Annotated in this window: 18 protein-coding genes; 11 read left to right on the top strand and 7 right to left on the bottom strand. The window is 69.0% G+C overall.

Features of this window, described 5'->3' with window-relative positions; all coding sequences use genetic code 11:
* Positions 1–227 precede the first annotated feature (227 nt).
* The 3 genes from pdhA to BW733_RS06425 all read left to right on the top strand — a co-directional run bounded on the left by pdhA (position 228) and on the right by BW733_RS06425 (position 3,923).
* Entirely contained in the window at positions 228–1,319 is a 1,092-nt protein-coding gene (gene pdhA, locus BW733_RS06435; protein WP_335755090.1) for a pyruvate dehydrogenase (acetyl-transferring) E1 component subunit alpha, read from the top strand.
* Positions 1,316–2,293, top strand: coding sequence for an alpha-ketoacid dehydrogenase subunit beta (locus tag BW733_RS06430; protein WP_077348959.1), 978 nt, complete (start codon positions 1,316–1,318; stop codon positions 2,291–2,293). The genes pdhA and BW733_RS06430 overlap by 4 nt, the downstream gene beginning before the upstream one ends.
* Before the next feature lie 82 nt (positions 2,294–2,375).
* A complete protein-coding gene (locus BW733_RS06425) occupies positions 2,376–3,923 on the top strand; it encodes a dihydrolipoamide acetyltransferase family protein (protein WP_418361331.1) in 1,548 nt (515 codons plus the stop codon).
* A 1,736-nt stretch (positions 3,924–5,659) separates the two neighbouring features.
* Here BW733_RS06425 and BW733_RS06420 read toward each other — a convergent pair.
* Entirely contained in the window at positions 5,660–6,496 is an 837-nt protein-coding gene (locus BW733_RS06420; RefSeq protein WP_077348957.1) for a hypothetical protein, read from the bottom strand.
* A gap of 77 nt (positions 6,497–6,573) precedes the next feature.
* On the opposite strand from BW733_RS06420, the gene alr reads away from it, so the two are divergent.
* Positions 6,574–7,689: an alanine racemase gene (gene alr / locus BW733_RS06415; RefSeq protein WP_077348955.1), complete on the top strand. Its 1,116-nt coding sequence runs from the start codon at positions 6,574–6,576 to the stop codon at positions 7,687–7,689.
* Positions 7,690–7,733: 44 nt separating this feature from the next.
* Here the strand turns inward: alr and BW733_RS06410 are convergent, their stop codons facing one another.
* On the bottom strand, positions 7,734–8,417 hold the full coding sequence (locus BW733_RS06410; RefSeq protein ID WP_077348954.1) for an EcsC family protein: 684 nt from the start codon (positions 8,415–8,417) through the stop codon (positions 7,734–7,736).
* Positions 8,418–8,558: 141 nt separating this feature from the next.
* Between BW733_RS06410 and aat the strand changes: the two genes are divergently transcribed.
* The 4 genes from aat to BW733_RS06390 all read left to right on the top strand — a co-directional run bounded on the left by aat (position 8,559) and on the right by BW733_RS06390 (position 12,778).
* The gene (gene aat, locus BW733_RS06405; RefSeq protein ID WP_077348953.1) at positions 8,559–9,293 is read left to right on the top strand and encodes a leucyl/phenylalanyl-tRNA--protein transferase; all 735 of its coding nucleotides are present in this window, start codon (positions 8,559–8,561) and stop codon (positions 9,291–9,293) included.
* A 64-nt stretch (positions 9,294–9,357) separates the two neighbouring features.
* Complete coding sequence (locus tag BW733_RS06400; protein ID WP_077348951.1) at positions 9,358–10,221, top strand: DNA-formamidopyrimidine glycosylase family protein; 864 nt, start codon at positions 9,358–9,360, stop codon at positions 10,219–10,221.
* A 542-nt stretch (positions 10,222–10,763) separates the two neighbouring features.
* A complete protein-coding gene (locus tag BW733_RS06395) occupies positions 10,764–11,942 on the top strand; it encodes an alpha-amylase family protein (protein ID WP_077348949.1) in 1,179 nt (392 codons plus the stop codon).
* Positions 11,943–11,980: 38 nt separating this feature from the next.
* Positions 11,981–12,778, top strand: a complete 798-nt coding sequence (locus tag BW733_RS06390) for a DUF1206 domain-containing protein (RefSeq protein ID WP_077348947.1) — start codon at positions 11,981–11,983, stop codon at positions 12,776–12,778.
* 283 nt (positions 12,779–13,061) lie between these two features.
* Here BW733_RS06390 and BW733_RS06385 read toward each other — a convergent pair whose 3' ends face one another.
* The 3 genes from BW733_RS06385 to eccB form a co-directional block, all read right to left on the bottom strand.
* Complete coding sequence (locus BW733_RS06385; protein ID WP_077348945.1) at positions 13,062–13,352, bottom strand: WXG100 family type VII secretion target; 291 nt, start codon at positions 13,350–13,352, stop codon at positions 13,062–13,064.
* A 33-nt stretch (positions 13,353–13,385) separates the two neighbouring features.
* Positions 13,386–13,694: a WXG100 family type VII secretion target gene (locus BW733_RS06380; RefSeq protein ID WP_077348943.1), complete on the bottom strand. Its 309-nt coding sequence runs from the start codon at positions 13,692–13,694 to the stop codon at positions 13,386–13,388.
* A gap of 175 nt (positions 13,695–13,869) precedes the next feature.
* Positions 13,870–15,249, bottom strand: a complete 1,380-nt coding sequence (eccB, locus tag BW733_RS06375; RefSeq protein ID WP_077348941.1) for a type VII secretion protein EccB — start codon at positions 15,247–15,249, stop codon at positions 13,870–13,872.
* 144 nt (positions 15,250–15,393) lie between these two features.
* Here eccB and eccE point away from each other — a divergent pair, with 144 nt between their 5' ends.
* Entirely contained in the window at positions 15,394–16,572 is a 1,179-nt protein-coding gene (gene eccE, locus BW733_RS06370) for a type VII secretion protein EccE (RefSeq protein WP_161490156.1), read from the top strand.
* Positions 16,569–17,231: a hypothetical protein gene (locus BW733_RS06365; RefSeq protein WP_077348937.1), complete on the top strand. Its 663-nt coding sequence runs from the start codon at positions 16,569–16,571 to the stop codon at positions 17,229–17,231. Before eccE ends, BW733_RS06365 begins: the two co-directional genes overlap by 4 nt.
* A gap of 12 nt (positions 17,232–17,243) precedes the next feature.
* On the opposite strand, the gene eccD is transcribed toward BW733_RS06365, so the two are convergent.
* The gene (gene eccD, locus BW733_RS06360; protein ID WP_161490155.1) at positions 17,244–18,674 is read right to left on the bottom strand and encodes a type VII secretion integral membrane protein EccD; all 1,431 of its coding nucleotides are present in this window, start codon (positions 18,672–18,674) and stop codon (positions 17,244–17,246) included.
* A 215-nt stretch (positions 18,675–18,889) separates the two neighbouring features.
* Between eccD and eccCa the strand changes: the two genes are divergently transcribed.
* Positions 18,890–22,936 carry a type VII secretion protein EccCa gene (gene eccCa, locus BW733_RS06355; protein WP_077348933.1) on the top strand — a complete coding sequence of 1,349 codons (4,047 nt, stop codon included), beginning with the start codon at positions 18,890–18,892 and terminating at the stop codon, positions 22,934–22,936.
* A 113-nt stretch (positions 22,937–23,049) separates the two neighbouring features.
* Here eccCa and BW733_RS06350 read toward each other — a convergent pair whose 3' ends face one another.
* Positions 23,050–24,366, bottom strand: coding sequence for a S8 family serine peptidase (locus tag BW733_RS06350; protein ID WP_152024591.1), 1,317 nt, complete (start codon positions 24,364–24,366; stop codon positions 23,050–23,052).
* Positions 24,367–24,380 lie beyond the last annotated feature (14 nt).

Below are 24,380 nucleotides of genomic sequence, written 5' to 3'. Positions count from 1 at the left end.
ATAATCGTCGGGTCGGTCAAGGCGGAATGGGGGAGTTCATTGACGCTTCACCGAAGGGTCATCTGAGGTTCGCCGCGCCGTCCCTCCCGAGCCGGGGGCCGGGGGACGTTGTGGGAATCCCACAATGACGACGGCCAGCATTGTGCGGGTCGACCCCCGGAATGCCGTCGTCGCCTAAGCTACGCTGGCGTAAGTTACGGTTTCGTAGGTTGTCGAAAGGGGCCCGCGTGCGCGGTCAGAGCCACGACATGGTGCAGCTTCTCACCCCCGAGGGTGAGCTCGTCTCCCACGACGAGTTCGAGTTCACGGGAAGTACCGGCGATCTCGTCGGCTACCTACGCGACATGATCCTCGCCAGGCGCTTCGACGCCGAGGCGACGGCCCTCCAGCGTCACGGCGAGCTCGGTCTCTGGACCCCGCTCCTCGGCCAGGAGGCCGCCCAGGTCGGGTCCGGGCATGCGCTGCGCACGCAAGACGTCGTGTTCCCCTCCTACCGGGAGCACGCCGTCGCGATGGTGCTCGGCGTGCCGGTCACCAACCTGCTCGCGCTCTTCCGCGGATCCACCGGCGGCGACTGGGAGCGGCTCGAGACATTCAAGAACTACCAGATCGTGATCGGCTGTCAGGCCCTTCACGCAACGGGCTACGCCATGGGCATCCAGCTCGACGGCGCCGTTGGCAATCCCGACGACGACGAGAACGCGGCCGTGATCGTCTACCACGGAGACGGAGCGGCCAGCCAGGGCGACGTCAACGAGGCCTACGTCTTCGCCGCCTCCTACAACGCCCCCGTCGTCTTCTTCTGCCAGAACAACCAGTGGGCCATCTCGGAACCCATCGCCCTGCAGTCGCGGATCCCGCTGTTCGAACGCGCGAGCGGCTTCGGGTTCCCGGGCATCCAGGTCGACGGCAACGACGTGCTCGCGGTCAAGGCCGTCACCGACTGGGCGCTCGACCGTGCCCGCCGCGGAGAGGGACCTGCCTTCATCGAGGCCTTCACCTACCGGATGGGAGCGCACACCACCTCCGACGATCCGACCAAGTACCGCGCCTCCGACGACGAGGAGGAGTGGCGCGGACGCGACCCGATCCTCAGACTCACCCGATATCTGGAACGGATCGGGGCGATCGACGACGCCTGGCTCGCCTCCGTCGAGGACGACGCGAAGGAGTTCGGCTCGCAGGTGCGTGCCGTCATCCCTGAACTGCAGGACATCACCATGGATCGGCTCTTCGAGACCGTGTACGCGGAGCCGACCGTCGCCCTCGAGGCGCAGCGCCGCGAGTACGCCACCTACGCCGCAGGGGAGGAAGCATGAGCGAGTCGTTGACGATGGCGAAGGCCCTCAACAGGGGGCTGCGCCGTGCACTCCAGGCCGACCCGAAGGTGCTCCTCGCGGGCGAGGACATCGGAAAGCTCGGCGGCGTCTTCCGGATCACCGAGGGACTCCAGGCCGAGTTCGGTGAGAACCGCGTGATCGACTCGCCGCTGGCCGAATCGGGCATCATCGGCACCGCCGTCGGACTGTGCATGCGCGGCTACCGCCCGGTGCTCGAGATCCAGTTCGACGGCTTCGTGTTCCCGGGGTTCGCGCAGATCGTGACGCAGGTGGCCAAGATGAACATGCGCACAGGCGGGCAGACGCCCATGCCGATGGTGATCCGGATCCCGTTCGGGGGCGGGATCGGCGCCGTCGAACACCACTCCGAGTCGCCCGAGGCCTACTTCGCGCACACCCCCGGCCTCAAAGTCGTCAGCTGCTCGAACCCCAACGACGCCTACTGGATGATCCAGCAGGCCATCCAGTCCGACGATCCGGTCGTCTTCCTCGAACCGAAGCGCCGCTACCACGTCAAGGACGCGGTCAACTTCAGCGCGAAGCCGGCGCCGATGCACCAGGCGGCCATCACCCGCTACGGCACCGACGCGACCCTGATCTGCTACGGCCCGATGGTCAAGAGCTGCATGGACGCGGCGGCCGTCGCGGCCGACGAGGGCACCTCGCTCGAGGTGGTCGACCTGCGCACCATCAGCCCCGTCGACTGGGTGACGGTGATCTCGTCGGTGCGCCGCACCAAGCGGGCCATCGTCGTGCACGAGGCACCTCTCACGCTGGGCCTCGGCGCGGAACTCGCCGCGAAGCTGAACGAGGAACTGTTCTACGTGATGGAGTCCCCGGTGCTTCGAGTGGCCGGCTACGACATGCCCTACCCGCCTGCACGGGTCGAGGGCGAGTACCTGCCCTCCGTCGACCGGATCCTCGACGCCGTCGACCGGTCGCTGGCGTACTGATGAGCAGGGGTGCGCCACATCGCGCCGTCAGCGGGCAGCCGAGCCATAGGATGACCGTGAAGTCCCCGAAGGGAGCCAAGAAGTGAAGCGACAGTTCCTGCTGCCAGACCCGGGCGAGGGCCTGCTCGAGGCCGAGATCGTGGCCTGGCGGGTCACGGAGGGGCAGAGCATCGAGGTCAACGACGTGCTCGTCGAGATCGAGACGGCCAAGTCGCTCGTCGAGCTGCCCTCGCCGTACGCGGGCACCGTGACGTCGCTGCTGGTCGCCGAGGGAACCACCGTCGAGGTCGGCTCGCCCATCGTCGAGATCGATGACGGCGAGGACGAGGCCGAAGAGTCCGGCCCCAACCTGGTCGGCTACGGCGCCAGCGACGCCGCTCCCACCCGCCGCCGTCGCCGCGTGCAGAGCGCGCCCGAGCGCTCGGAGGCGTCCGAGGCCCTCTCCGCCGCCTACGACCAGCACGAGCCCGGACGCCGAGCAGACGAGGTGCATCCCGCGACCACCGTCCACGCGAAGGCCGAGGGCGACCCACTCCCCACACCGGGACGCGCCCCCGCCGAGTCCCAGCTCCTGCTCGCCTCAGACGCGAACTCCGTCAAGGCGAAGCCGCCCGTGCGCAAGTACGCGAAGGACCTCGGCGTCGACCTCAGCACCGTCGTCGGCACCGGCCCGGACGGCACCATCACCCGCCGCGACGTCGAGGCGGCCGCCGCCTTCCGCTACCTCGACGACCAGCCGAAGCAGGGCCGGATCATCAACGACCAGGCATCCTTCCAGGCGGGCGGCTTCCAGTCGGGTGGCCCGTTCCAGGGGGCGCAGGAACAGCCCAGCCACGCCGGAACCTCCTACAGCGGGTCCAGCTTCGGCGGAGGCTTCGGCCCCACCGAGGGCCTCGGTGGGTTCGACCCGTTCGAGGGCAGGGCCGAGCGTCGCGTCCCCATCAAGGGGGTGCGGAAGTTCACCGCCGAGAACATGGTGCGCTCCGTCAACACCCACGTGCACGTCACCGAGTGGACCACCATCGACGTCACCGGGACCATGGAGTTCGTCGAGCGGCTCAAGGAGCGCCGCGAGTTCTCCGGGCTGCGCGTGTCCCCGCTGCTTGTCTACGCCAAGGCCATCTGCCTCGCGCTCGGGCGCAACCCTGACCTCAACACGTCGTGGGACGAGGAGCGTCAGGAGATCGTCTACTACCGCGACGTGAACCTGGGCATCGCGGCCGCCACACCGCGCGGGCTGATGGTGCCCAATATCAAGGCGGCGCAGCGCCTCAGCCTGCTCGAGCTCTGCCAGTCGATCAACCAGCTGGTGCAGGTCTCCCGCGAAGGCAAGCTGCAGCCGGGCGACTACGCGCACGGCACGTTCACCGTCACCAACGTCGGAGTGTTCGGGATCGACGCCGGAACGCCGATCATCAACGGCGACGAGTCGGCGATCTTCTGCATGGGCGCGATCGAGCGTCGGCCGTGGGTCGTCGGGGAGGGCGCCAACGAACGCGTCGAGCCCAGGTGGGTGACGACGCTGGCGGTGGCGTTCGACCATCGGATCATCGACGGCGAGCAGGGGTCGCGGTTCCTGCACGACGTGGGGTCGATTCTGGCGGAACCCGCCATGGCCCTGCTGTACTGACGCGCTACCGCTCCCTGGGGGCCTATGTCGGGTCTCGGCGGTCGGGTTCGGTGGCGGCCGGCCGGTTCCGGGTATCCGGCGGCGTCGTGGTCGGTCTTGGTTCCTCGTCTGGTTGTTTCGTGCGGTGTCGGGGGTGAGGCCGCCGGACGTCCCGGTCCCGTCCGTCCGTGTTGTCGCGTCCTGTCGGGGGTCGGGAGCGGTGGTCGCGTGTCGTTGCACGGCTGTGGCACGAACCCGTCCGGTCGCCCCGTTGTCCCGGGTTGATCTCGGGCGGTCCGGCTCTGGTGGGTGGTTGGGTTGGGCGGTGCTGCGCCGAGGGGCGACGGTAGGGGTCGGGCCGAAGTTGGGCGCGTGGTCTGTGCTCCGTGGGTGCAGTTGGCGGCTGCCGGTGTCCGCCTGCTGTACTGACGCGCTACCGCTCCCTGGGGGCCTATGTCGGGTCTCGGCGGTCGGGTTCGGTGGCGGCCGGCCGGTTCCGGGTATCCGGCGGCGTCGTGGTCGGTCTTGGTTCCTCGTCTGGTTGTTTCGTGCGGTGTCGGGGGTGAGGCCGCTGGACGTCCCGGTCCCGTCCGTCCGTGTTGTCGCGTCCTGTCGGGGGTCGGGAGCGGTGGTCGCGTGTCGTTGCACGGCTGTGGCACGAACCCGTCCGGTCGCCCCGTTGTCCCGGGTTGATCTCGGGCGGTCCGGCTCTGGTGGGTGGTTGGGTTGGGCGGTGCTGCGCCGAGGGGCGACGGTAGGGGTCGGGCCGAAGTTGGGCGCGTGGTCTGTGCTCCGTGGGTGCAGTTGGCGGCTGCCGGTGTCCGCCTGCTGTACGGACGCGCTACCGCTCCCTGGGGGCCTATGTCGGGTCTCGGCGGTCGGGTTCGGTGGCGGCCGGCCGGTTCCGGGTATCCGGCGGCGTCGTGGTCGGTCTTGGTTCCTCGTCTGGTTGTTTCGTGCGGTGTCGGGGGTGAGGCCGCTGGACGTCCCGGTCCCGTCCGTCCGTGTTGTCGCGTCCTGTCGGGGGTCGGGAGCGGTGGTCGCGTGTCGTTGCACGGCTGTGGCACGAACCCGTCCGGTCGCCCCGTTGTCCCGGGTTGATCTCGGGCGGTCCGGCTCTGGTGGGTGGTTGGGTTGGGCGGTGCTGCGCCGAGGGGCGACGGTAGGGGTCGGGCCGAAGTTGGGCGCGTGGTCTGTGCTCCGTGGGTGCAGTTGGCGGCTGCCGGTGTCCGCCTGCTGTACTGACGCGCTACCGCTCCCTGGGGCCTGGGTCTGGGCTTGAGGCTGGGGCTGGGTCCTGGCCGGGTCTCGGTGGTCGGGCTTGGTGGCGGCCGGTCGGTTCCGGGTATCCGGCGGCGTCGTGGCCGGTCTTGGCTCCTCGTCTGGTTGTTTCGTGCGGTGTCGGGGGAGGCCGCCGGACGTCCCGGTCCCTTCCGTCCGTGTCGTCGCGTCCTGTCGGGGGTCGGGAGCGGTGGTCGCGTGTCGTTGCGCGACTGTGGCACGAACCCGTCCGGTCGCCCCTCCGCCGTTCCTTGAGCAGCCTCCGCCGACGCAGTCGTGCGAGGCGTCGTCGAAAGGTTCCGGCCACTTCCGCGGACGACCATCAGGTACTGGCCACGTCCGCAGACGACCATCAGGTTCTGGCCATGAGGCGGGGAGGCGACTGGGGCGCCCCTGGGAGCCCGACGACCCGCTCGCGAAACAACGGGGCGCGCGGACCGAAGTCCGCGCGCCCCGCTGCTCAGGCGAAAGTGTGGTTACGCCTCGTCCTTGGGCTCCTCGGCCTTCTTGAGGAGCTTGGCGCCGGCGACGCCGATCTCGATCAGCACGCGCAGCACCAGTACCTTGAACAGTGCTGCCGCGAGGCCTCCGACGAGGGCGCTGACGATGCTCATCGCGGAAGGGGCGCCACCCAAGACGTTCCCAACGACCAGGATCTGAAGGAAGCCGAACAGCCACTCGACCCCGACCGCGATGACGCCGATCATGAAGATCATGCCTGCAGCGCTGGGCAGTGAGAGTTGCTTGAAGCTGAAGTCGAACGGGCTGTCCTTACGCTCGGCCGGCTGCCCCTGGAACTGACCCTGCTGCGCCGGGAAGTACTGGCCGCCCTGCTGCTGGTTCCAGTTCTGGCCCTGCTGCTGGTTCCAGTCCTGCTGACCACCCTGGGCGCCCTGCTGGCCCCAGTCCTGCTGGCCGCCCTGCTGGTTCCAGTCCTGCGCCGACTGCTGGCCCTGGCCCCAGTCGTTGCCCGCGGCCGCCTGGCCCTGCTGCTGGTTCCAGTCCTGGGCGGAGGCCTGCGGCTGAGCCTGGCCCCACTCCTGGGCGGAGGCCTGCGGCTGAGCCTGGCCCCAGTCGTTGCCCGAAGCGGCCTGGCCCTGCTGCTGGTTCCAGTCCTGCGCAGAGGCCTGCGGCTGAGCCTGGCCCCACTCCTGGGCGCTCGACTGCGGCTGCGCCTGACCCCATTCCTGGTTGGAGCCCTGCTGGTTCCACTCCTGCTGGCCACCCTGCTGAGCGCCCCACTCGTTGGAGCCGCCCTGCTGCGGTGCCCACTCGTTCGAGCCCTGGCCGCTGTTCCACTGGTTGTTCGACATGCCGCAAAGTCTGCCACGTTCACAGCTCAGCCCCGGGTGGTTTTCAGATTGAAGAGACATAGGTGGACACTTGGGCCATGCCCGCTCCGACCAGGTTCCATGTCGACCTCGACGCGCTGCACCACAATCTCGTCGTCGCCCGTCGTCTCGCAGGCGGCAGGCAGGTGCTGGCTCCGGTGAAGGCGAACGCCTACGGTCACGGCCTCGTCGAGGTCGCCCGCAGCATCCAGGAACGCGGCACCGCCGAGTGGCTCGGGATCGCCGTGACGGCGGAGGGCGCGCAGCTGCGCGCGACGGGTGTCACCCTCCCGATCCTCAAGTTCTCTCCCACCCTTCCCGAGGATCTGGACGAGGCGATCGCGGCCGACATCACTCTCTCCGTCGGTGACGCCGCCGCCATCTCCCAGGCCCAGGACGCGGCCCGCCGCGCCGGGCGCGAAGTCGCCGTCCACCTCAAGATCGACACGGGCATGCGCAGGGTCGGCGCCGAACCCGTGCAGGCCGAGGAATTGGCCGAACAGATTGTCGCCGCGGCAAACCTCAGGCTCCAGGGCGTCTTCACGCACCTGCCCATCAGCGACGTCGACGAGGGCGACGACTTCACCCACGAGCAACTGGCCCGCTTCGACGAGGTCGTCGAGCGGATCGAGGCCGTCGCGGGTCAGGTCGAGCTGGTCCACTCCGCGAACTCGGGCGCCGTGCTCGGCCACGACCTCGGCCGCACCAACCTGATCCGCCCCGGCATCATGGTCTACGGCTCCTACCCCGATGTCGTCGGGTCCCATCCGGCCGACCTGCGCGACGTCGGACGCTGGACCAGCCGGGTCAACTTCGTCAAGCGGATCAACGCCGGAGAGAGCGTCGGCTACGGCCGCACCTGGACGGCGGAGCGCGACACCTGGATCGCGACAGTCGCCGTCGGCTACGGCGACGGCTACTCCCGGCTGAACTCGTCCCGCGGACGGATGCTGATCGGCGGCGTCTCCTACCCGGTTGCCGGGCGCGTATGCATGGACCAGACCATGATCGACCTCGGCCCGGAACCGCCTGCAGTCGCCGTCGGCGACGAGGTCGTGCTGATCGGCACCAGTGGCGGGCAGCGCATCGGCGTCGAGGAACTGGCCCAGCTGATGGGCACCATCACCTACGAGGTGACCTGCCTGATCGCCGGGCGCGTCGAGCGCACCTACTGACGCCGACGGCCCCACATCTCTGCGGGGCCGGACACGTCTGAAGCTCAGTCGGTCGTCTCGACCGTTCCACGGGCCAGCTTCGGACGGCGGCTCGGGAACTCGCTCAGCGCGTGCATGGCGATCGACCTGGTCGACCAGCCGTCGACGGCCGCGCCGACGCCGCCACCGACGAACGGGATCCGCTTGCCGATCCAGACGCCGAAGCGCTTGCCTGTTACCTGGTTGAGGGCGCGATCCAGCAGCGCCTTCGACACCTGGAGGTCGAGCCGGGCGTCGAAAACGGGCGCGGTCGCCACGACGAGAGGGGACGAAGGAAGCACGCCCCTCGAGACGAGCTCCGCGTTGCCGCTCGGGCCGAGCATGACCATCAGGATGGCCGTGCGGACCCGCGGGTCGCTGAGTTCGTAGCCGCGGAGGTGGGCGATGCCGGAGACCAGCCGGGCCTGGAGGAACGACGCGGCCGCGAGGTTGGCGGGGATGGTGACGATGGAGACGAGGAACCCGCCCCAGTTGGTGGCGAAGCCCTGTCCGCTCGCCATGGCAATGTGCGTCGTGACCATCCGCGAGATGGCCGACTCGACATCGTTGCGCTGCACGAGCAACTGCTTGGCTGCGTGCTTGGCACCTGGGAGCTTTCCCTTGCCCTCGATGGCGAACTCGAGGATCTCGTGGAACACGTTGGCGGTGATGCCCTCGGTGAGCGCGACCGCCTGGTTCTGGTTGCTCATCAGCGCCCCCTTTCCTTTACGTCAAGCGTGGCACACGCTGTCAAACGAGTCGAGGGTACTCCGGGTGGAATCCGGGTCGACTCCGGGCATCCTCGTGGGCCGATCCCGCGCACCCGGGGCAGACGCTGCCACACTGGAGCAATGCTCAGCTCGTTGTTCGGGCGGCCGGAGGACTGGCCGCAGCGCGACCTCATCGGCTACTCCGATGAGTTCGACGCTGCGCTTGCGCTCGAGGCCTACCGGTGCGGCGTCTTCCCGATGCCGATGAACGACCGGGAGATGGGCTGGTGGTCGCCCATGGACCGCGGGCTGCTCCCGGTGCACGGCCTGCGGGTGACCCGCTCGCTGCGCAAGCTCGCCAAGCGGTACACGACCACCACCGACACGGCCTTCGACGACGTGATCGTGCGCTGCGCCGAGCCGTCGCGCGACGGCGCCTGGATCGACACCCGGATCGCAGCCGCCTACCGGCGCCTCGCCGCCGCGGGATGGGCCCACTCCGTCGAGGTGTGGGACGACGACGGCGAACTCGTCGGTGGGCTTTACGGCATCCAGGTCGGAGGTCTCTTCGCCGGAGAGTCGATGTTCCACGACCCCGAGCGGGGCAGGGACGCCTCGAAGACGGCGCTGATCCGGCTCGCGCTCGAGCTCGACGCCACCGGTGTCGCGCTGCTCGACGTGCAGTGGCTCACCGAGCACCTCGGCTCGCTCGGTGCCTACGAGGTCCCCCGCGCCGACTACCTGAGGCGCCTCTCCCGCGCGCTCGACCTGCCCAACCGTGCCTGGCCCGCCCGTGAGCCGATGCCCGGCCGGGACCTGATCGGGGCGTGGAGCGCGATGCAGGCGCGCCACGATGCCATAGGCCGGATCGGCTGAGCGGATCGGTCGGACGGCGCTGCTAGCCTGACGGCATCCAGGCACCGTCGCTGAGGAGGTCGATATGCCCGAAATGCCAGAGGTGGCAGCCCTCGCCGCCGCGCTCGACGAACAGCTCCGCGGTCGCAGTATTGCTGCGGGCCACCTCGTCTCCTTCTCCGCGCTGAAGACCTTCAAGATCCCCCTCGACGCGCTGGCAGGCCTCGAGGTCGACGGGGTAGGCAGGCACGGAAAGTTCATCGACATCGACGCTCAGGGCGTGCATCTGATCTTCCACCTCGCCCGCGGCGGCTGGGTCACCTGGCACGACGTCGCCCCGAAGGTCCCAGCGCGTCCGGGCAGGTCCGGGTTGGCGCTGCGGATCGTCCTCGACGACGACTCCGGCTTCAGCCTCACCGAGGCAGGCACCCAGAAACACCTCGCCGTCTACGTCGTCGACGACCCGCAGGAGGTGCCGGGAATCGCGGCTCTCGGCCCCGATCCGATGGACCCGTCGTTCACCCTCGACGACTTCAGGCGGGTGCTGAAGGATGCGGGCAAGGCCCAACTCAAGGGCGTGCTGCGCGACCAGAAGCGGCTGGCCGGGATCGGAAACGCCTACTCCGATGAGATCCTCCACGCGGCGAGACTCAGCCCGTTCAAGCCGACCGACGGACTTGACGACGACGCCGTCGCCGACCTGTTCGAGCGGCTGCGCGAGGTGCTCGGCCATGCCATCGCATCGGCCGCTGACGTGCCCATCGACAAGCTCAAGGACGCGAAACGCTCCGGCATGCGGGTCCACGGCCGCGCGGGAGAGGAGTGTGACGTCTGCGGCTCGACCATCCTCGAGGTTTCCTTCGCCGACTCGTCGCTGCAGTACTGCCCCGGCTGCCAGACCGGCGGCAAGCCGCTCGCCGACCGCCGGATGTCCAAGCTCCTGAAGTAGCGTCAAGCCGGACGAAGGGCCGAGCGCTGCCATTCGTCGGGCGGCATCCAGCGCCGCCATGACGCGACTGGGGGTGAGGGCGTAACCCGTGTGCCGGAGAGTGGAAGCCTCGACACAGGCGGCCGTCCGGCGCACCGCAGCCATCCGCTGTGCGTTGACGTCAGCCGTGGGATCGGCCCGGTCGCGTAGACAGCGAGGGCCCTGACCGTCACGTGCGCCGAAGCCGCGTTCCCGGTCGCGAAGTGCCCCGGGCCGACGAACGGCTCCAACTCGGCGAGTGCCGTGTCCAGCCGCGGGTTGCACGGTCGGGGAGACACGACCGTCACCGGCCACCGCGCAGCTCCCTCGCGGGGCCGCTCGTCGCGCGCATATGTCCCGTCGCGCACCGCTCGGGCACCCTCGGTGATCAACCGCGTGAACGGCTCTGCCCTCTCCACGCCCCGACCGTATCGCGACCCCGTCCGCCGGCTGCGGCGAGGTGGTCGGGCGGGGGAGCGCGTCGACTGCGCCGGGCCCACGTGGGCGGCGATAGGCTTGAGGACATGCTTGAGCACGCGATCTGGTATCAGATCTACCCACTCGGCGCCGTCGGTGCGCCGATCCGCGAGGAACACGGTGAGCCTCAGCACCGGCTGCAGAGGTTGGAACGGTGGCTCGACTATGCGGTCGAGCTCGGCTGCAACGGCCTGATCCTCAACCCGATCTTCGCCTCGGTCAGCCACGGCTACGACACGCTCGACCACTACCGGGTCGACCCGCGCCTGGGCGACGACGCCGACCTGGACCGGCTGATCGACCAGTGCGGCAGGCGTGGCCTCGCGGTGGTGCTCGACGGCGTGTTCAACCACGTCGCCCGGACCCATCCTTACGTCACCGAACGCCCAGAGCTCATCGCACGCGACGGTGACCGGCCCAGGTCGTGGGAGGGGCACGACGACCTCGTCGAGCTCGACCACTCGAACCCTGCCGTCGTCGACCTCGTCGTCGACGTCATGGTGCACTGGTTGCGCCGTGGCATCGCAGGCTGGAGGCTCGACGTCGCCTACGCGGTGCCGACCCAGTTCTGGCGCGAGGTTGCGGCGAGGGTCCGGGCCCAGTTCCCGGACGTGGTCTTCATCGGCGAGGTCATCCACGGCGACTATCCGGCCTTCATCGAGGACTCCACGCTGAACACCCTCACCCAGTACGAGTTGTGGAAGGGGATCTGGTCGTCGCTGCACGACCGCAACCTCTGGGAACTCGCCCATGCCATCGGCAGGCACGACGAGTTCTGCCGCAGCTTCATTCCGCAGACCTTCGTCGGTAACCACGACGTCACGCGCATCGCCACGCTCGTCGGGCCCGAGCTCGCCGCCGTCGCTGCGGGGGTGCTGATGTCGCTTCCGGGAAGTCCGAGCGTGTACTACGGCGACGAGCAGGGATACACCGGAACCAAACGCGACCAGTTCGGCGGCGACGACGAGGTGCGACCGCTGCTCCCCGACGAACCGAGCCAGCTGAGCCAGCTGGGGCGCGGGATGTACGAGTCGTATCGCGATCTGATCGGCTTCCGTCGCCGTCACCCCTGGCTGGCGACAGCCCACGTCGAGGTGGGGGAGAAGAGCAACACGGAACTGGCCTACCGATGCACGTCGGGGGGCGAGGTCTGCGAAGTGCGGATCGACCTGAATGCGCCGTCGATCACGCTCGCCGCGCCCGACGAGACGCTCACCATCGCCTGAACCGCGGGCGGGTGGAGGCCCTTCCCTAGGATGAAGGGATGGGAAAAGTTGAGCAGAAGGCCGCACAGATCGAGAACCACCCGGTTGCGGCAGGGTTCGCGTCGGTCGGTCACGTCGTCAACGGCCTCGTGCACATCCTGATCGGGGCACTCGCCGTCGGAGTCGCCACGGGCCTCGGAGGCGAGTCGGCAGACAAGCAGGGCGCCATGCAGGCCATCCGCTCCACGCCGGTGGGAGGCATCGTGCTCTGGGTGGCAGCCATCGCCCTCTTCGCGCTCGCCGTCTACTCGGTCATCTCCGCGATCGGCCTCGCCCGCGAGGACGCAAAGGACGCGGTGAAGGCCGCCGGCCAGGCCATCGGTTTCGGCGCCGTCGGCTCCGTCGCGCTCACCTACGCCCTCGGCGGCTCCTCGGACGGCGAGCAGACGAACGAGAGCATCAGTGCCCAGCTCATGGCGACCACCTGGGGTGCGGTGCTTCTGTTCATCATCGGTGCCGTCGTGCTCGCCATCGGCATCGGCATGATCGTCAGCGGCGTGAAGAAGAAGTTCCTCAAGGACGTCGACATCAGCGGACGCTTCCGCACCACCTTCTCCCGCCTCGGCACCGTCGGCTACATCGCGAAGGGCGTCGCCATCGGCATCATGGGCGTGCTGTTCATCGTCGCGGTGCTCACCCGCAACCCCGAGGAGGCCGCCGGGCTCGACGGCGCCCTCAAGACCCTGATCGGCCTGCCGTTCGGCGTCTTCCTGCTCGTCCTGGTCGGCCTCGGCCTGATCCTCTACGGCATCTTCTGCTTCGCGAAGGCACGGACCGTGGTGCGCCGGGCCGACTGAGCCCGAAGCGAAGCCGCGGCCAGTCCCGCCGGCGGGAAGGGGGCCGTCACCGCCATCCTCAGGACGAACACCTCGCAGCCCGCGACCAGCCCGGCAACGGGGGTCGCGGGCTGTGCTGATCGCCCGGCCGGGACGGCGGCGTGACGCTGGGAGGAGCGGTCGGGCAGGGGCGTTCGCGACATCCACGACGCCCACCGGACGCGCGCCGTCGGAATCCGCCGATCCTGGGCAACACGAAAGGGGTCCGGCCGAAGCCGGACCCCTTCTGAAGGGTGTTGTGGGATCAGCCCCAGATACCCGCGTTACGGGACTCGGTGGCGTTGTAGCCATCGGCGATGTTGCCGAGGAGCACGGGCATGCGCTGCACGATGTCCTGCTGCTTGGCGGCCGAGGCGTCCCACGAACGCTGAACCTCGACGTAGGCGTTGCGGGCGTTGTCTTCCCACGCGCCGAGGGAGGTCGAGAGCTCAGCCTTGAGGTCGTCGAGAAGGGTGGTCAGCTCCTTGTGAGCTGCCGAGAGGTTGCCGATGCCTTCCTGAAGGCCGGCAACGGAGTACGTGGTTGAATCGCTCATTGGTTTCTCCTATCGAATCTTGTGTAGACGGGGTCAGCCGATGAGGCCGGCGATCTGGTTGGCGGTTGCCTGGTTCTCTTCCTCACGGGAGCCGTACTCGCGCAGCGTCTCGACGAGGGAGGTGTGGATCTTGTCGAGACCCTGCTTGACCTTCTCGAACTCGGTGTCGAACTGCTGGTAGCCCTGCTGGAAGGCGGTCGAGGCGTTGCCGTGCCAGCGCGAAGCGAGGTCGGTCATCTGGCCCTGGAGGCGCGTCTGCAGCTGGTGGATCTGCTGGTGCTTGGTCTCGATCTGCTGCGTGGCCTTCTGCATTGCAGCGCGGTCAACGGACTTGTCGCCCATGGTTCATTCCCTTCGACGTTGAGCCCGGTTGGACTCGTTGGTAGCAACTTCGAGCTAACTCGGGCTGCTGTGCTGTCGAGAAAGACACTATGCGGAGGCAGGGTCAGTTCCCAGGGTCTTCGTCGTAAACAAGTAGCAATACCTAGACGTGCCGCTGAGGGGGTGTCGCCCCTACTCAGTTCCCATCCACGATCATCGAATAGGTCAGCGAGTTGCCCGGATCGGTGAGCCCCGGCTCGAGCAGCGCGATCAGGCCGGGAGGCACCGGAAGAGGGGTTACATCGCCGTAGCCGAGGGCCCTGCGGTCGCCCATCGTCGGGATCGAGTAGGCCCGGTTGTTGAGCAGCAGCGTGCTCGCGCCGTCATCGGTGACCATGTCGCTGTTGCGCAGGAGCGCACCCGACAGGGTGGGCAGCGTGATCTTGTCTACGTACTGCTCCTTCGGTGCTGCGGCGTTCGACGCGATCTCCGGGGTCTTCTGGTCGACGCTCAACGAGACGCGGCCGGGGGAGTCCTGGCGGAAGGTGGCGCACACCGACACGTCGTTCAGCCCCGAGATTCCGGGCGGCCCCTTCGGCTCGTCCATCGGCATCGACTCGTCGCTGAACATCGGGCGGGTCGCGCTGGTCGCAGAGGGGACCTCGCCGGTCTTCAAAAGGCCAGGGTCACCGTCGAGGCCCTTCTTCGCCTGGATCGCCTTCATGTCCAGGTAGGAGATGCGCGACAGGCCGTCGAGCAGCTGGATGTAGTAGCGGGTCGAGTCGCCGTCGACGACCATGCCAACATCGCCCACGTCCATCATGTTGCCGCGCTCACCCTCACCCGGGATCTCCTTCGGCACGACGGGCAGTCCGTCCGGGAGGGCGTTGATCCAGCTGTCGCCGGGGGTGACGACGGGCAGATCGGGCACGATCGACGAGGTCTGGCCGTTCCTGGCGTAGAGGCTGTGGGTGCGGCCGCCGTAGATCAGGTACTGGCGACCTGAGGAATGCTGTGCCACGAACGCGAAGCTGGTGCTGCTCGGATCGTCGGTGCCGAACTCGAGGGTCAGATAGCGGTTGGCGCCCTGGGGGGCCGTCGAGCAGAGCCGCACCGGGTAGGACGCGAGGTGCTTCGCTTCGGGAAGCTGGCGCGGCGCCCCCGGGATGCCGTGCTCCGGGCCCATCTCGACGCCTCGCAGCGCCTCGGTCTTGACCTCGATGACGCGCGGCTGCCCGGAGGGGTTGCGTCCCGCGGCGAACAGGCGGGCGGACGCGACATCGGCCATCGGGTAGAGCACCTCGTCCTGGTAGACGAAGAGCGCGCCCGACTGCGCATCGGAGAGGATGACGTTCTGCTCCTGCTTCCACGAGTCGTTCGCCGTGCCCCCGCCCAGCAGGCCGAGCAGCGTCGTGCCCGCGAGCAGCACCACACCGATCAGTACCGAGACGAACGTCGCCGTCCCGATCCGGCGCAGCGGCGGTGTCGGATCGTCCGGATCGCGGTCGACGAACGCGGCGATCATGCGCCGTGACGTGAAGGACTGCGCCTTCAGGAGGTCTTTCCGGGTCGCCATACCTGTCCTGGAAGTCGAAGCGGGCTCGGGTGGTCGTCGGCAACTTTAGCTCTCAGGTGGTCCCCAGCCGCCCTCTGGCGTCGCGGGGCGCTGGGTCTGGCCCCCACGAGGCCATAGAGTAAGCGGCGTCGCGAAGGAGGAATGATGCTGCGCAGGACCCAGCAGTCGCGGGCGGCTCTGCCCCGCCGGACGCGCTCGACCCGCTATATCGGGCTCGTCGTGGCCTGGCAGATCGTCGTGATCGCCATCCTCGCGCTCGTGCTCCAGCGCCAGATCTGGTCCATCGCCGTCGCAGCCGTGATCCTGCTCGTCGCGCTGCTCCTGAGCATCCCGGTCAACGGCCGCACCCTCGTGACCACCATCCGAATCCGGCGCGAGTTCTCGGCCCGCAAGCGGCACCAGGTCGCCGTGCCGGACGTCGCGCCCGGCCTCGTTCCGCTCGCACAGTGGCTGCCGAAGCTCGAGCTGACCCAGATCAAGGACGCGCACGACGGCGAGATCGGTGTCGTCGCCGACGGTGAGTCCTGGTCGGGCCTGCTCGAGGTCACCGCCGACAACTCGCTCTTCACCGACCGAGGCGCAAAGCTCGACCTCGCGGTACTCGGGTCGCTCACCCGCCAGGACGACGTCGTCTTCGCGGGCATCCAGGTCGTGACCTTCACCGTCCCCGGCCCGGCAGCGGCCATGCTGCCCCCGGACTCGCCCGCGGTCGGCGCGTACCGCGAGATCGCGGGCGACGGCACACCCCCGGCGATCCGCCGCACCTGGATCGCGCTGCGGCTCGACCCCCGGCTCTGCCTCGAGGCCGTCGACCGCCGCGGTTCCGGCCAGGTGGGCGTGTTCGCGACCCTGCGGTTCGGTCTGCACCGCGCCCAGGCGACCCTGAAGCGCCACGGCATGGTGACCGAGCCGCTCGACCCCATGGGGATCGCGGAGGTGCTCGCGCTGACCACCGGCGCCGCCGACCACGGCGACGACGACCGCAGCCGTGAGGACTGGAACCAGTGGGTCTGCGATTCTCTCATCCACGAGACGCGTGGCCTCCGCGGCTTCGGCGGCGGCCCGAGTGCCCTCTACCAGGGTCTGCTCGACGTCATCACGACAGCGCCGGCCATGTTCGCCGTCACCTCCATCACCGTCGCGCCCGGCGAGCCGCCGCAGGGTGCCGTCCGGCTCGTCACCTCGAACCTCGAACAGGCCACCGCGGCAGACGAGTACGTGATGTCGTCGGTCCAGGGCGATCTGAAGATCGGCCCGCGAGGCGGCAACCAGGTGCCGGGCATGCTGGCCACGATTCCGCTCGGAAGGCAGATCGAACAGTGAGCGAGATCACCTTCACCGCGCTGAGCGGTGCGCCCACGGCAGACCCGAACCTCAAGACCATGACCACCGGGCCATCGGGGCTGGTCCTCGGCATCGGGCAGGGCGGTCCCGTCACGATGCGCCTCTTCCGCTCCCAGGCGACCCGGCTCTTCCTCGCGACGCCGGAGTACATGACCTGGCTGCTCGCCTTCCGCGCCATGTGCCTCGGCGCGCACCTCTCGGTGATCGTCGAGGACCATCGCCGCTGGCTGACCCTCGCCGACACCGTCCGCGCGTGCGGAGGCACGATCGACCTGCTGCGCGGCACGGAGAACATCCCCGGCCAGGGCCGCCCGTACCGCCCGAGCCTGATCATCGACGGCATGCAGGCGATCCCTCCGACCGAGCGTCTCGGCGCCTGGCAGAGCCTCGTCACGCTGGGTGACCCGTCGGCGGGGAAGGCGGTCAGCGACCTGCGCGCCGCAGACGTCGCGCTCATCGCCCCCATGTCGTCGAAGGCGGCCGAGCATCTGCGCCGCGCCTACGCGCTGGCTTCCGGCCAGGTGAAGGCGGTCACCGACCTCGAGGAGACCGAACTGGTGGTGGCCAGCGTGCGCCGCATGTCCCGCGTCAACGTTGCCCCGTCGCCGACGGAGTACCGGATGCTCTTCGGCCGCTGAGCCGCCGCAGGCTCAGAGCAGGTTGTTGAAGTACGAGTAGAGGTCGAGCACGCCAAGCAGCGACGGCACGATGCCGATGATGGCGAGCCACTCGAACACGTCGCCCCAGCGGCCGACGGTGGGGGAGAGCACCTTGTTGTAGGTCGTCGCGGAGTAGTGCGCGAAGACGTAGGCGACCAGCAGGCAGCCGCCGAACAGCAGCGACATGCCGAGCAGGGACTGCGCGAAGCCGACGCCGACGGCGACCAGCGCCATCGAGACGTTGAGCGCCCCACCGAGGAGCAGCGCCATGCGCTGGGTCAGGCCGACGAAGGCGCGGGCCCGCAGCAGGAACGCCAACCCGATGCACAGCACGAGCAGCGTCGACCACAGGCTGCCCTGCATCAGCGTCATGATCGCGCCGAGCACCGCCGTCGCAGAGGTGGCCGCAAGCATCGAGCCGAGCAGGTGGTCGGCGAGGAGGGCGCGGCTGACGATGTCGGACTGGACAGGGGTCTCGTCGGCGAGCATCGCCTCGGTCGTGACCGGCAGGTTCGGCATTGCGATCCCGGCGATCCGGTAGCTGATCGTCGGTAGGAAGGACGTGAGGAAGGCCATCACCGTCATGGTGATCGCGGCGACCTCGATGTCATTGCCGGGAAACAGGATCATGCAGGAGGCCGAGATCAGGCAGAACAGCGCGGAGAGGGCCACCGCGAACAGGGCGAGCGCACTCACCTTCGCCGCGAGGGCACAGGCTGCGGCGGCGACGAGGACGGCGGCGGAACTCAGCACGAAACGGATCGACAACGGCACCGACTCCGAGACGGGGTCGGCGGCGAACCAGCCGGCGATGCCTGCAAGCGCCGCGCTCGCCCAGGCCAGGCAGGTGGCTGTGGGGATCTCTTTCGCCGCCCTAGCCAGTGCGACCGAGCCGATGCAGGCGGCGAAGCTGAGGAAGGCGGTGGCGATCACGGCGAGACCGAGCGGGAACCGCAGCGACGGGTCGAAGCGGGCGCGTTCGGGGTCGATCGGCTCCTGCGACAAGATGATCATCAGCGGAAGGCCGATCAGCACCAGCATCATCAGGATCAGGCCCATGCGCTGCGAGTTGCGCGCCATCCAGGAGGGGCGGGAGTTGGTGGCCCCGGCGACCGCGTCCACGACATCGTCGAAGGCCGCGTCCGGGATGGCGTTCTCGCGCTGCCTGAGGTGAAGCGTCTCTCCGTCACGCAGGTTCAGCTTGTTGACCGGGGTGTAGAGGTCGAACGGATCGGAACCGAAGCGCTGAAGCACCCACGCGTGCACGGCGTCGGTGGGGGTGTTCGACTCCAGCCCGGAGAAGCGCACGATGCTCGGCATCAGCTCGCTCAGCGTCACGGCTCCCGGCAGGGCGAGGTCGACTCGACGGCTGCTGGAGATGATAGTGACCCGCGACAGGTCTTCTTCGGGCGTGGTAGTCACGCTGGACACCCTAACGCCCGTCGGGAGCAGCACCCAGTCATCCGGACGAAGGCGGGTCGTCGACGACTCTGTGGGTGGCGCGGCCGGAGGCGAAGGGCAGGGGCGGCGCTGCTCGCGGGCAGGTTCGGCGCCCCGGCACCGCCCGAACCCCGGCTGTAGCGGACGGGTTGTGAGTTAGGTTAGGCGTCGAGTTGTCTCTGGAGGGAAATCAACGCATGGGTCTGATCACGTTCCATCGGCCGAAGCGCGTGACCCCGCCGGCGATGCCACGAGGTGACCTCCTCCTCGAGTCCCCGCCGGAGATCCCGCCGCCTTCGCCGTCGAAACCGTTCGGCAACCTGCTGCGCATGCTGCCGATGGTGGCGGGCGGCCTCGCGATGGGCATCATGTTCTCCAGCGGCAGCCGCGGCCTGATGGGCAGCATCGTCGGCGGCCTCTACGCCGTCTCGATGATGGGCATGATGCTCTCCCAGGTCGGAAGGCAGAACGACGACCAGTCGGCCCAGCTCGACGCCAACCGCCGCGACTACTTCCGCTACCTGGCCCAGACCCGGCGCAACTTCGCAAAGACCGCAGACGAGCAGCGCGCCAGCGTCGCCTACCGGCATCCCTCGCCCGACAGCCTCTGGACCGTGGTCGGGGGAATGCGGATGTGGGAGCGCCGTCCCGACGCCGAGGAGTTCGGCTCCGTGCGCCTCTCCGTCGGTCGGCAGCAGTCGGCAAAACGGATCACCCCTCCCGAGTCGCAGCCGATCGAGGACCTGGAGCCGCTCACCACCGGAGCGCTGCGCCGGTTCATCCGCACCCACCGCGTCATCCAGTCGGTTCCGCTCGCCGTCGACCTGCGCGGCTTCCGCTCCATCTCGCTGATCGGCGACGAGGAGGCCTGCCGCAAGCTGGCCTTTTCGATGGTCGCCCAGCTCGCCACCTGGCATGCGCCGACCGATGTGTCGCTGCTCGTGGCGGCCAGCAAGGCGAACCAGCAGGCCTGGCAGTGGGTCAAGTGGCTTCCCCACCTGCAGCACCCGACAGAGGCCGACGGCGTCGGGCCGGTGCGCATGTTCGCCACCGGCGCGGGCGAGCTCAGCCAGATGGGCACCTCCGCGCAGTCGGCGAGCAACCCTCCCTCGCTCACCGTCGTCGTCTCGGACGGTGTCGAGGGTGTCAACTCGCAGCAGTTCGTCACCCCGTCGACCAAGGCCGTGACGATCGAGGTCACGGGCCGTAAGGAACTGCCCCGCAACCTCGAGCTCGGCGTCGCCGTCTTCGAGGTGACGCCCGACTCGGTGATCCTGCATCGTCGAACCTCGCGCACCCCGCACGCCCAGACACCGTTCGGTCGGCCGGACCAGGTGCCCGTCGTCTACTGCGAGATGCTCGCCCGCGCCATGTCGCCGTACCGCATGCCGGAGCTCACCGGCGGTGACGAGGAGACCCCGGCAGAGGTCGTCTTCGAGCCGCCGAAGGACTATCCGGCGATGCTCGGCGTCGGCGATCCGCTGACGCTCGATCCGCGCCAGGCGTGGCGCCCACGACCGCTCCGCCAGCATCTGCGGATCCCGTTCGGCACGGCCGACGACGGATCGCCCGTCGAACTCGACATCAAGGAGTCGGCACAGGGAGGCATGGGGCCGCACGGCATCTGCATCGGCGCGACGGGTTCCGGCAAGTCCGAGTTCCTACGCACGCTCGTGCTCGGCCTGGCGATGACCCATTCGACCGAGCAGCTCAACTTCATCCTCGTCGACTTCAAGGGCGGCGCGACCTTCCTCGGCCTCGAGCATCTGCCGCACGTGTCGGCCGTCATCACCAACCTCGAGGGCGAGCTCTCCCTCGTCGACCGCATGGCCGACGCCATCGGCGGCGAGCTCGACCGGCGGATGGAGGTGCTGCGCGATGCGGGCAACTTCAAGAACCGTGAGGACTACGAGAACGCGCGCCAGGCGGGCGCGGACATTCCGCCGATGCCGAGCCTCTTCGTCGTCGTCGACGAGTTCTCCGAGCTGCTCTCCGCGCGACCGGAGTTCATTGACCTGTTCGTCCAGATCGGTCGCGTCGGCCGATCCATCGCCGTGCACCAGTTGCTCGCCTCGCAGCGGCTCGAGGAGAACAAGCTGCGCGGCCTCGACACCTTCCTGTCGTACCGGATCGCCCTGCGCACGTTCTCGCCCGCCGAGTCGCGCACCGTCATCGGCGTCCCCGACGCCTACGAACTGCCCACCCCGCCTGGCAACGGCTATCTGAAGTTCGATACCACCGGCATGACGCGCTTCAAGGCCGCCTATGTGTCCGGGCCCTGGCACGGCACGAGTGCGCCCGCCGCGCAGGAGGACCGCCCGATCGACGAGGTCATCGTCGAGTCGAAGGGCTGGACGCCGCCGGTGCTCGAGTTCACCGCCGACTACGTGATCCCCGTCGTGCCGCCGGAACCCGATGCCGATGAGCTTCCGGTCCTGACGGCGTCAGCCGGCGCCGAGCCGGCCGAGGAGCAGGGGGAGCGCGAGGAGGACGAGGACGAGACGCTGCTCAGCATCGCCGTCGGTCGTCTGAAGGGACACGGCTGGCCCTCCCACAAGGTGTGGCTTCCCCCGCTCGACGACCCGCCCACCGTGGATCAGCTGCTCGGCGGCCTCGCGGAGGTCGAGGGCCGCGGGCTGCAGATCGCCGACCCGAAGTACCGCGGCACCCTCGCGGCCCCGTTCGGCCTGATCGACCGTCCCCGCCAGCAGCGACGCGACCCGTGGTGGATCCGCTTCGACGGCTCGGGGGGCAACCTTGGCGTCGTCGGCGGCCCGCAGGCAGGCAAGTCGATGGCACTTCGCGCAGGCATCGCCGGACTGTCGCTGACCCACACCCCCCAGGAGGTCGGCTTCTACTGCCTCGACTTCGGCGGCGGCTCGCTGACCTCGATGCGCAACCTCGTCCACGTCGGCTCCGTGACCGGACGCCTCGACGTCGACCGCGTGCGCCGCACGGTCGCCGAGATCACCTCCCTGCGCTCGAGCCGCGAGCTGCAGTTCTCTGAGCTCGGCATCGACTCGATGACGACGTACCGGCAGGGCCGTCGCGACGGCTCCATCCCCGCCGACCGATTCCCGACCGACGTGTTCCTGGTGATCGACGGCTGGGCGACCCTCAAGACGGAGTTCGAGACCCTCGAGCCCCAGATCCAGGCCATCGCCAACGGCGGCCTCGGCTTCGGCATCCACGTCTGGATCGCCGCAGCCAAGTGGTCCGAGATCCGCGCCGCGACGAAGGACACGCTGCAGTCGCGCGTCGAGCTGAAGCTCGGCGACCCGTTCGACTCCGAGATCGACCGCAAGATCCAGGCGATCATCCCGACCGCCCGGCCCGGCCGCGGCATCATGACCGGCGGCATGCACACGCTGATCGGGCTGCCCCGGATCGACGGCGTCGAAGACGCGACCGACGTCAGCGCAGGGCAGCGCGAGTTCATCAAGGCGGTCAACTCCGCGTGGAAGGGACCCCGCGCGGCCGAGGTCCGGCTGCTCCCCGAGAACCTCGACTTCTCGTCGCTGCCCGCCATCGGCCACGACGCCGACAAGCGGATCCCGTACGCCGTCGACGAGCTGGAGCTCGCGCCGATGTACCTCGAGACGATGTCGGAACCGCACTTCGTCGCCATCGGCGGTCCCGAGTCGGGCAAGTCGAACCTGCTGCGGGTCTTCCTGAAGGGCATCACCACGAGGTTCACCCCGAAGGAAGCCAAGATCATGATCGTCGACTACCGACGCTCGCTGCTCGGCGAGGTCGAGTCCGAGCATCTGATCGGCTACTACCCGTCTGCGTCCGCAGCCACCCCGATGCTGCAGCAGACGGCCGAGGCGGTGCGGGCGAGGCTGCCAGGGCCGGACGTCACCCAGCAGCAGCTGCGCGACCGTTCCTGGTGGACCGGCGCCGAGGTGTTCATCATCGTCGACGACTACGAGCTCGTCGCGACCAACACCGGCAACCCGATGGCCGTGTTCGCGGACCTGATCAACCAGGCGGGTGACATCGGCCTGCACATCATCATGACGCGCGCCTTCGGCGGTGCGAGCCGGGCCATCTTCGGCGACCCGCTGATCAGCCGCATGAAGGACTCGGTCAACCCGGCGCTCGTGATGTCCGGCAACAAGGAGGAGGGCAACCTCTACGGCGACGTCAAGGGCTCGCCGATGCCTCCCGGCCGCGGCACGCTGATCACGCGCCAGTTCAAGGGCCTGATCCAGACGGCGCACCTGCCCCGCGCCGAGGACTGATCCCGGCCGAGCGCCCGCCGTCCCCGTGACGGCGGGCGTTTCGCATGCTCGGACCCCGCGGCGTGCCCAGGTGGCGGGGCGCGGCCGGGGTGGCGGGGCGCGGCAGAGCCTGGTCAGTCGGTCGCGCGGCGGCGGACGGCGGCCGGGATGGCGATGGCGGCGACGACGCCGAGGGCGACGAGGATGACGGCGCCGATCGCGACCCCGAGCCCGACCATGGACGACAGCGGTGTCCCCTCGTCGGGCGCGACGCGGATCTTGCCCGTCGACTCGGTCTCGACAGCCATCGGGGTCGGCGACGCGCCCATGGTCCCCGTGAGGGCCTTGAGCGGGTTGACGATGCCGTAGCCGATGAAAGGGTCGGGCGGGCGGACCCCGGACGGGTCGGCCGTGCGCACGAGGATGTCGCGCACCCTCGCGGGGGTCAGGTCCTCCGGGTTACCCATGTTGTTGTTGTGCTCGATCATCAGGGCGACGACGCCGCTGACGATGGGCGCCGCATAGGACGTGCCCGAGGCCTCGAGGGCGAAGGCCTGGTTGTCGGCCGTCGGCGTCTGCGTCGGCTGCGACGGTGCGAGTGCGACGAGGTTGCGTCCGGGGGCACCGATGGAGATGTATCTGCCCACGTGGGTCATCTCGTCGCCGGAGTCCTGCTGGTTCGACATTCCGACCGCGATCACACCCTCGATCGCGGCCGGGAAGGCGGAGGCGGTCTCGCTGTCGGCCTGGCCCTGGTTGCCAGCGGCGGCGACCACCACGATGCCCTTGGCGATGGCGTCAAGCACCGCCTCCTGCAACTGACCGAGCTTCGCGTCATTGAACGTGGCCTGGGAGAGGTTGATCACATCGACCTTCTCGACATCGGTCGCGTGCCGGATGGCGTCGATCGTGTAGGTCAGGTTCTCCTTCTCCTCCTCGCTCGGCTCTCCCTCCGGCTGCGTTGAGTTCTTGAGCGCCCGGTAGGTGACGATCTCTGCGTCGGGTGCGATGCCCGAGAAGTTGGTCGCCCCGTGCACAGCCTGGCCGGACTCCGTGCGGCCAGCCCCGATGATCGAGGTGACGGCCGTCCCGTGGGCGCAGTCGTAGGTGATCGTGCCGTCCTCGGCGCGCACGTCCGGGATCATGTTGTAGCCGCGGACCCGGCCTCCGCCGCTCAGATAGGGCGAACCTGCGGTGGACGAACCGGTGTCGATCACCGCGACCTTCACGCCCTTGCCCGTTGCCATGGTCCACACGCTGTCCATCTGGAGTCGCTGCAGCTGCCATGCGTTGCGCAGTTCCTCGCGCGGCGTCGGGGCCTGTGCCGCGCACCGGTCGGACATGAACTGGAGCGGGCCGGAGCCGTCTGCGAGGGCGGGGACGGCCGCCTGCGCGGCGAAGAAACTCGCCGCCACCGCGGCCGATGCCACGCGCCACAACCATCGCTTCACGATCGACAGGGTAA

Origin of the sequence: Tessaracoccus flavescens, assembly GCF_001998865.1 — a bacterium.
Lineage (GTDB): Bacteria > Actinomycetota > Actinomycetes > Propionibacteriales > Propionibacteriaceae > Arachnia > Arachnia flavescens.
The sequence above is the reverse complement of the archived record's forward strand: the minus strand, read 5'-3'. Positions and strand labels throughout refer to the sequence as shown.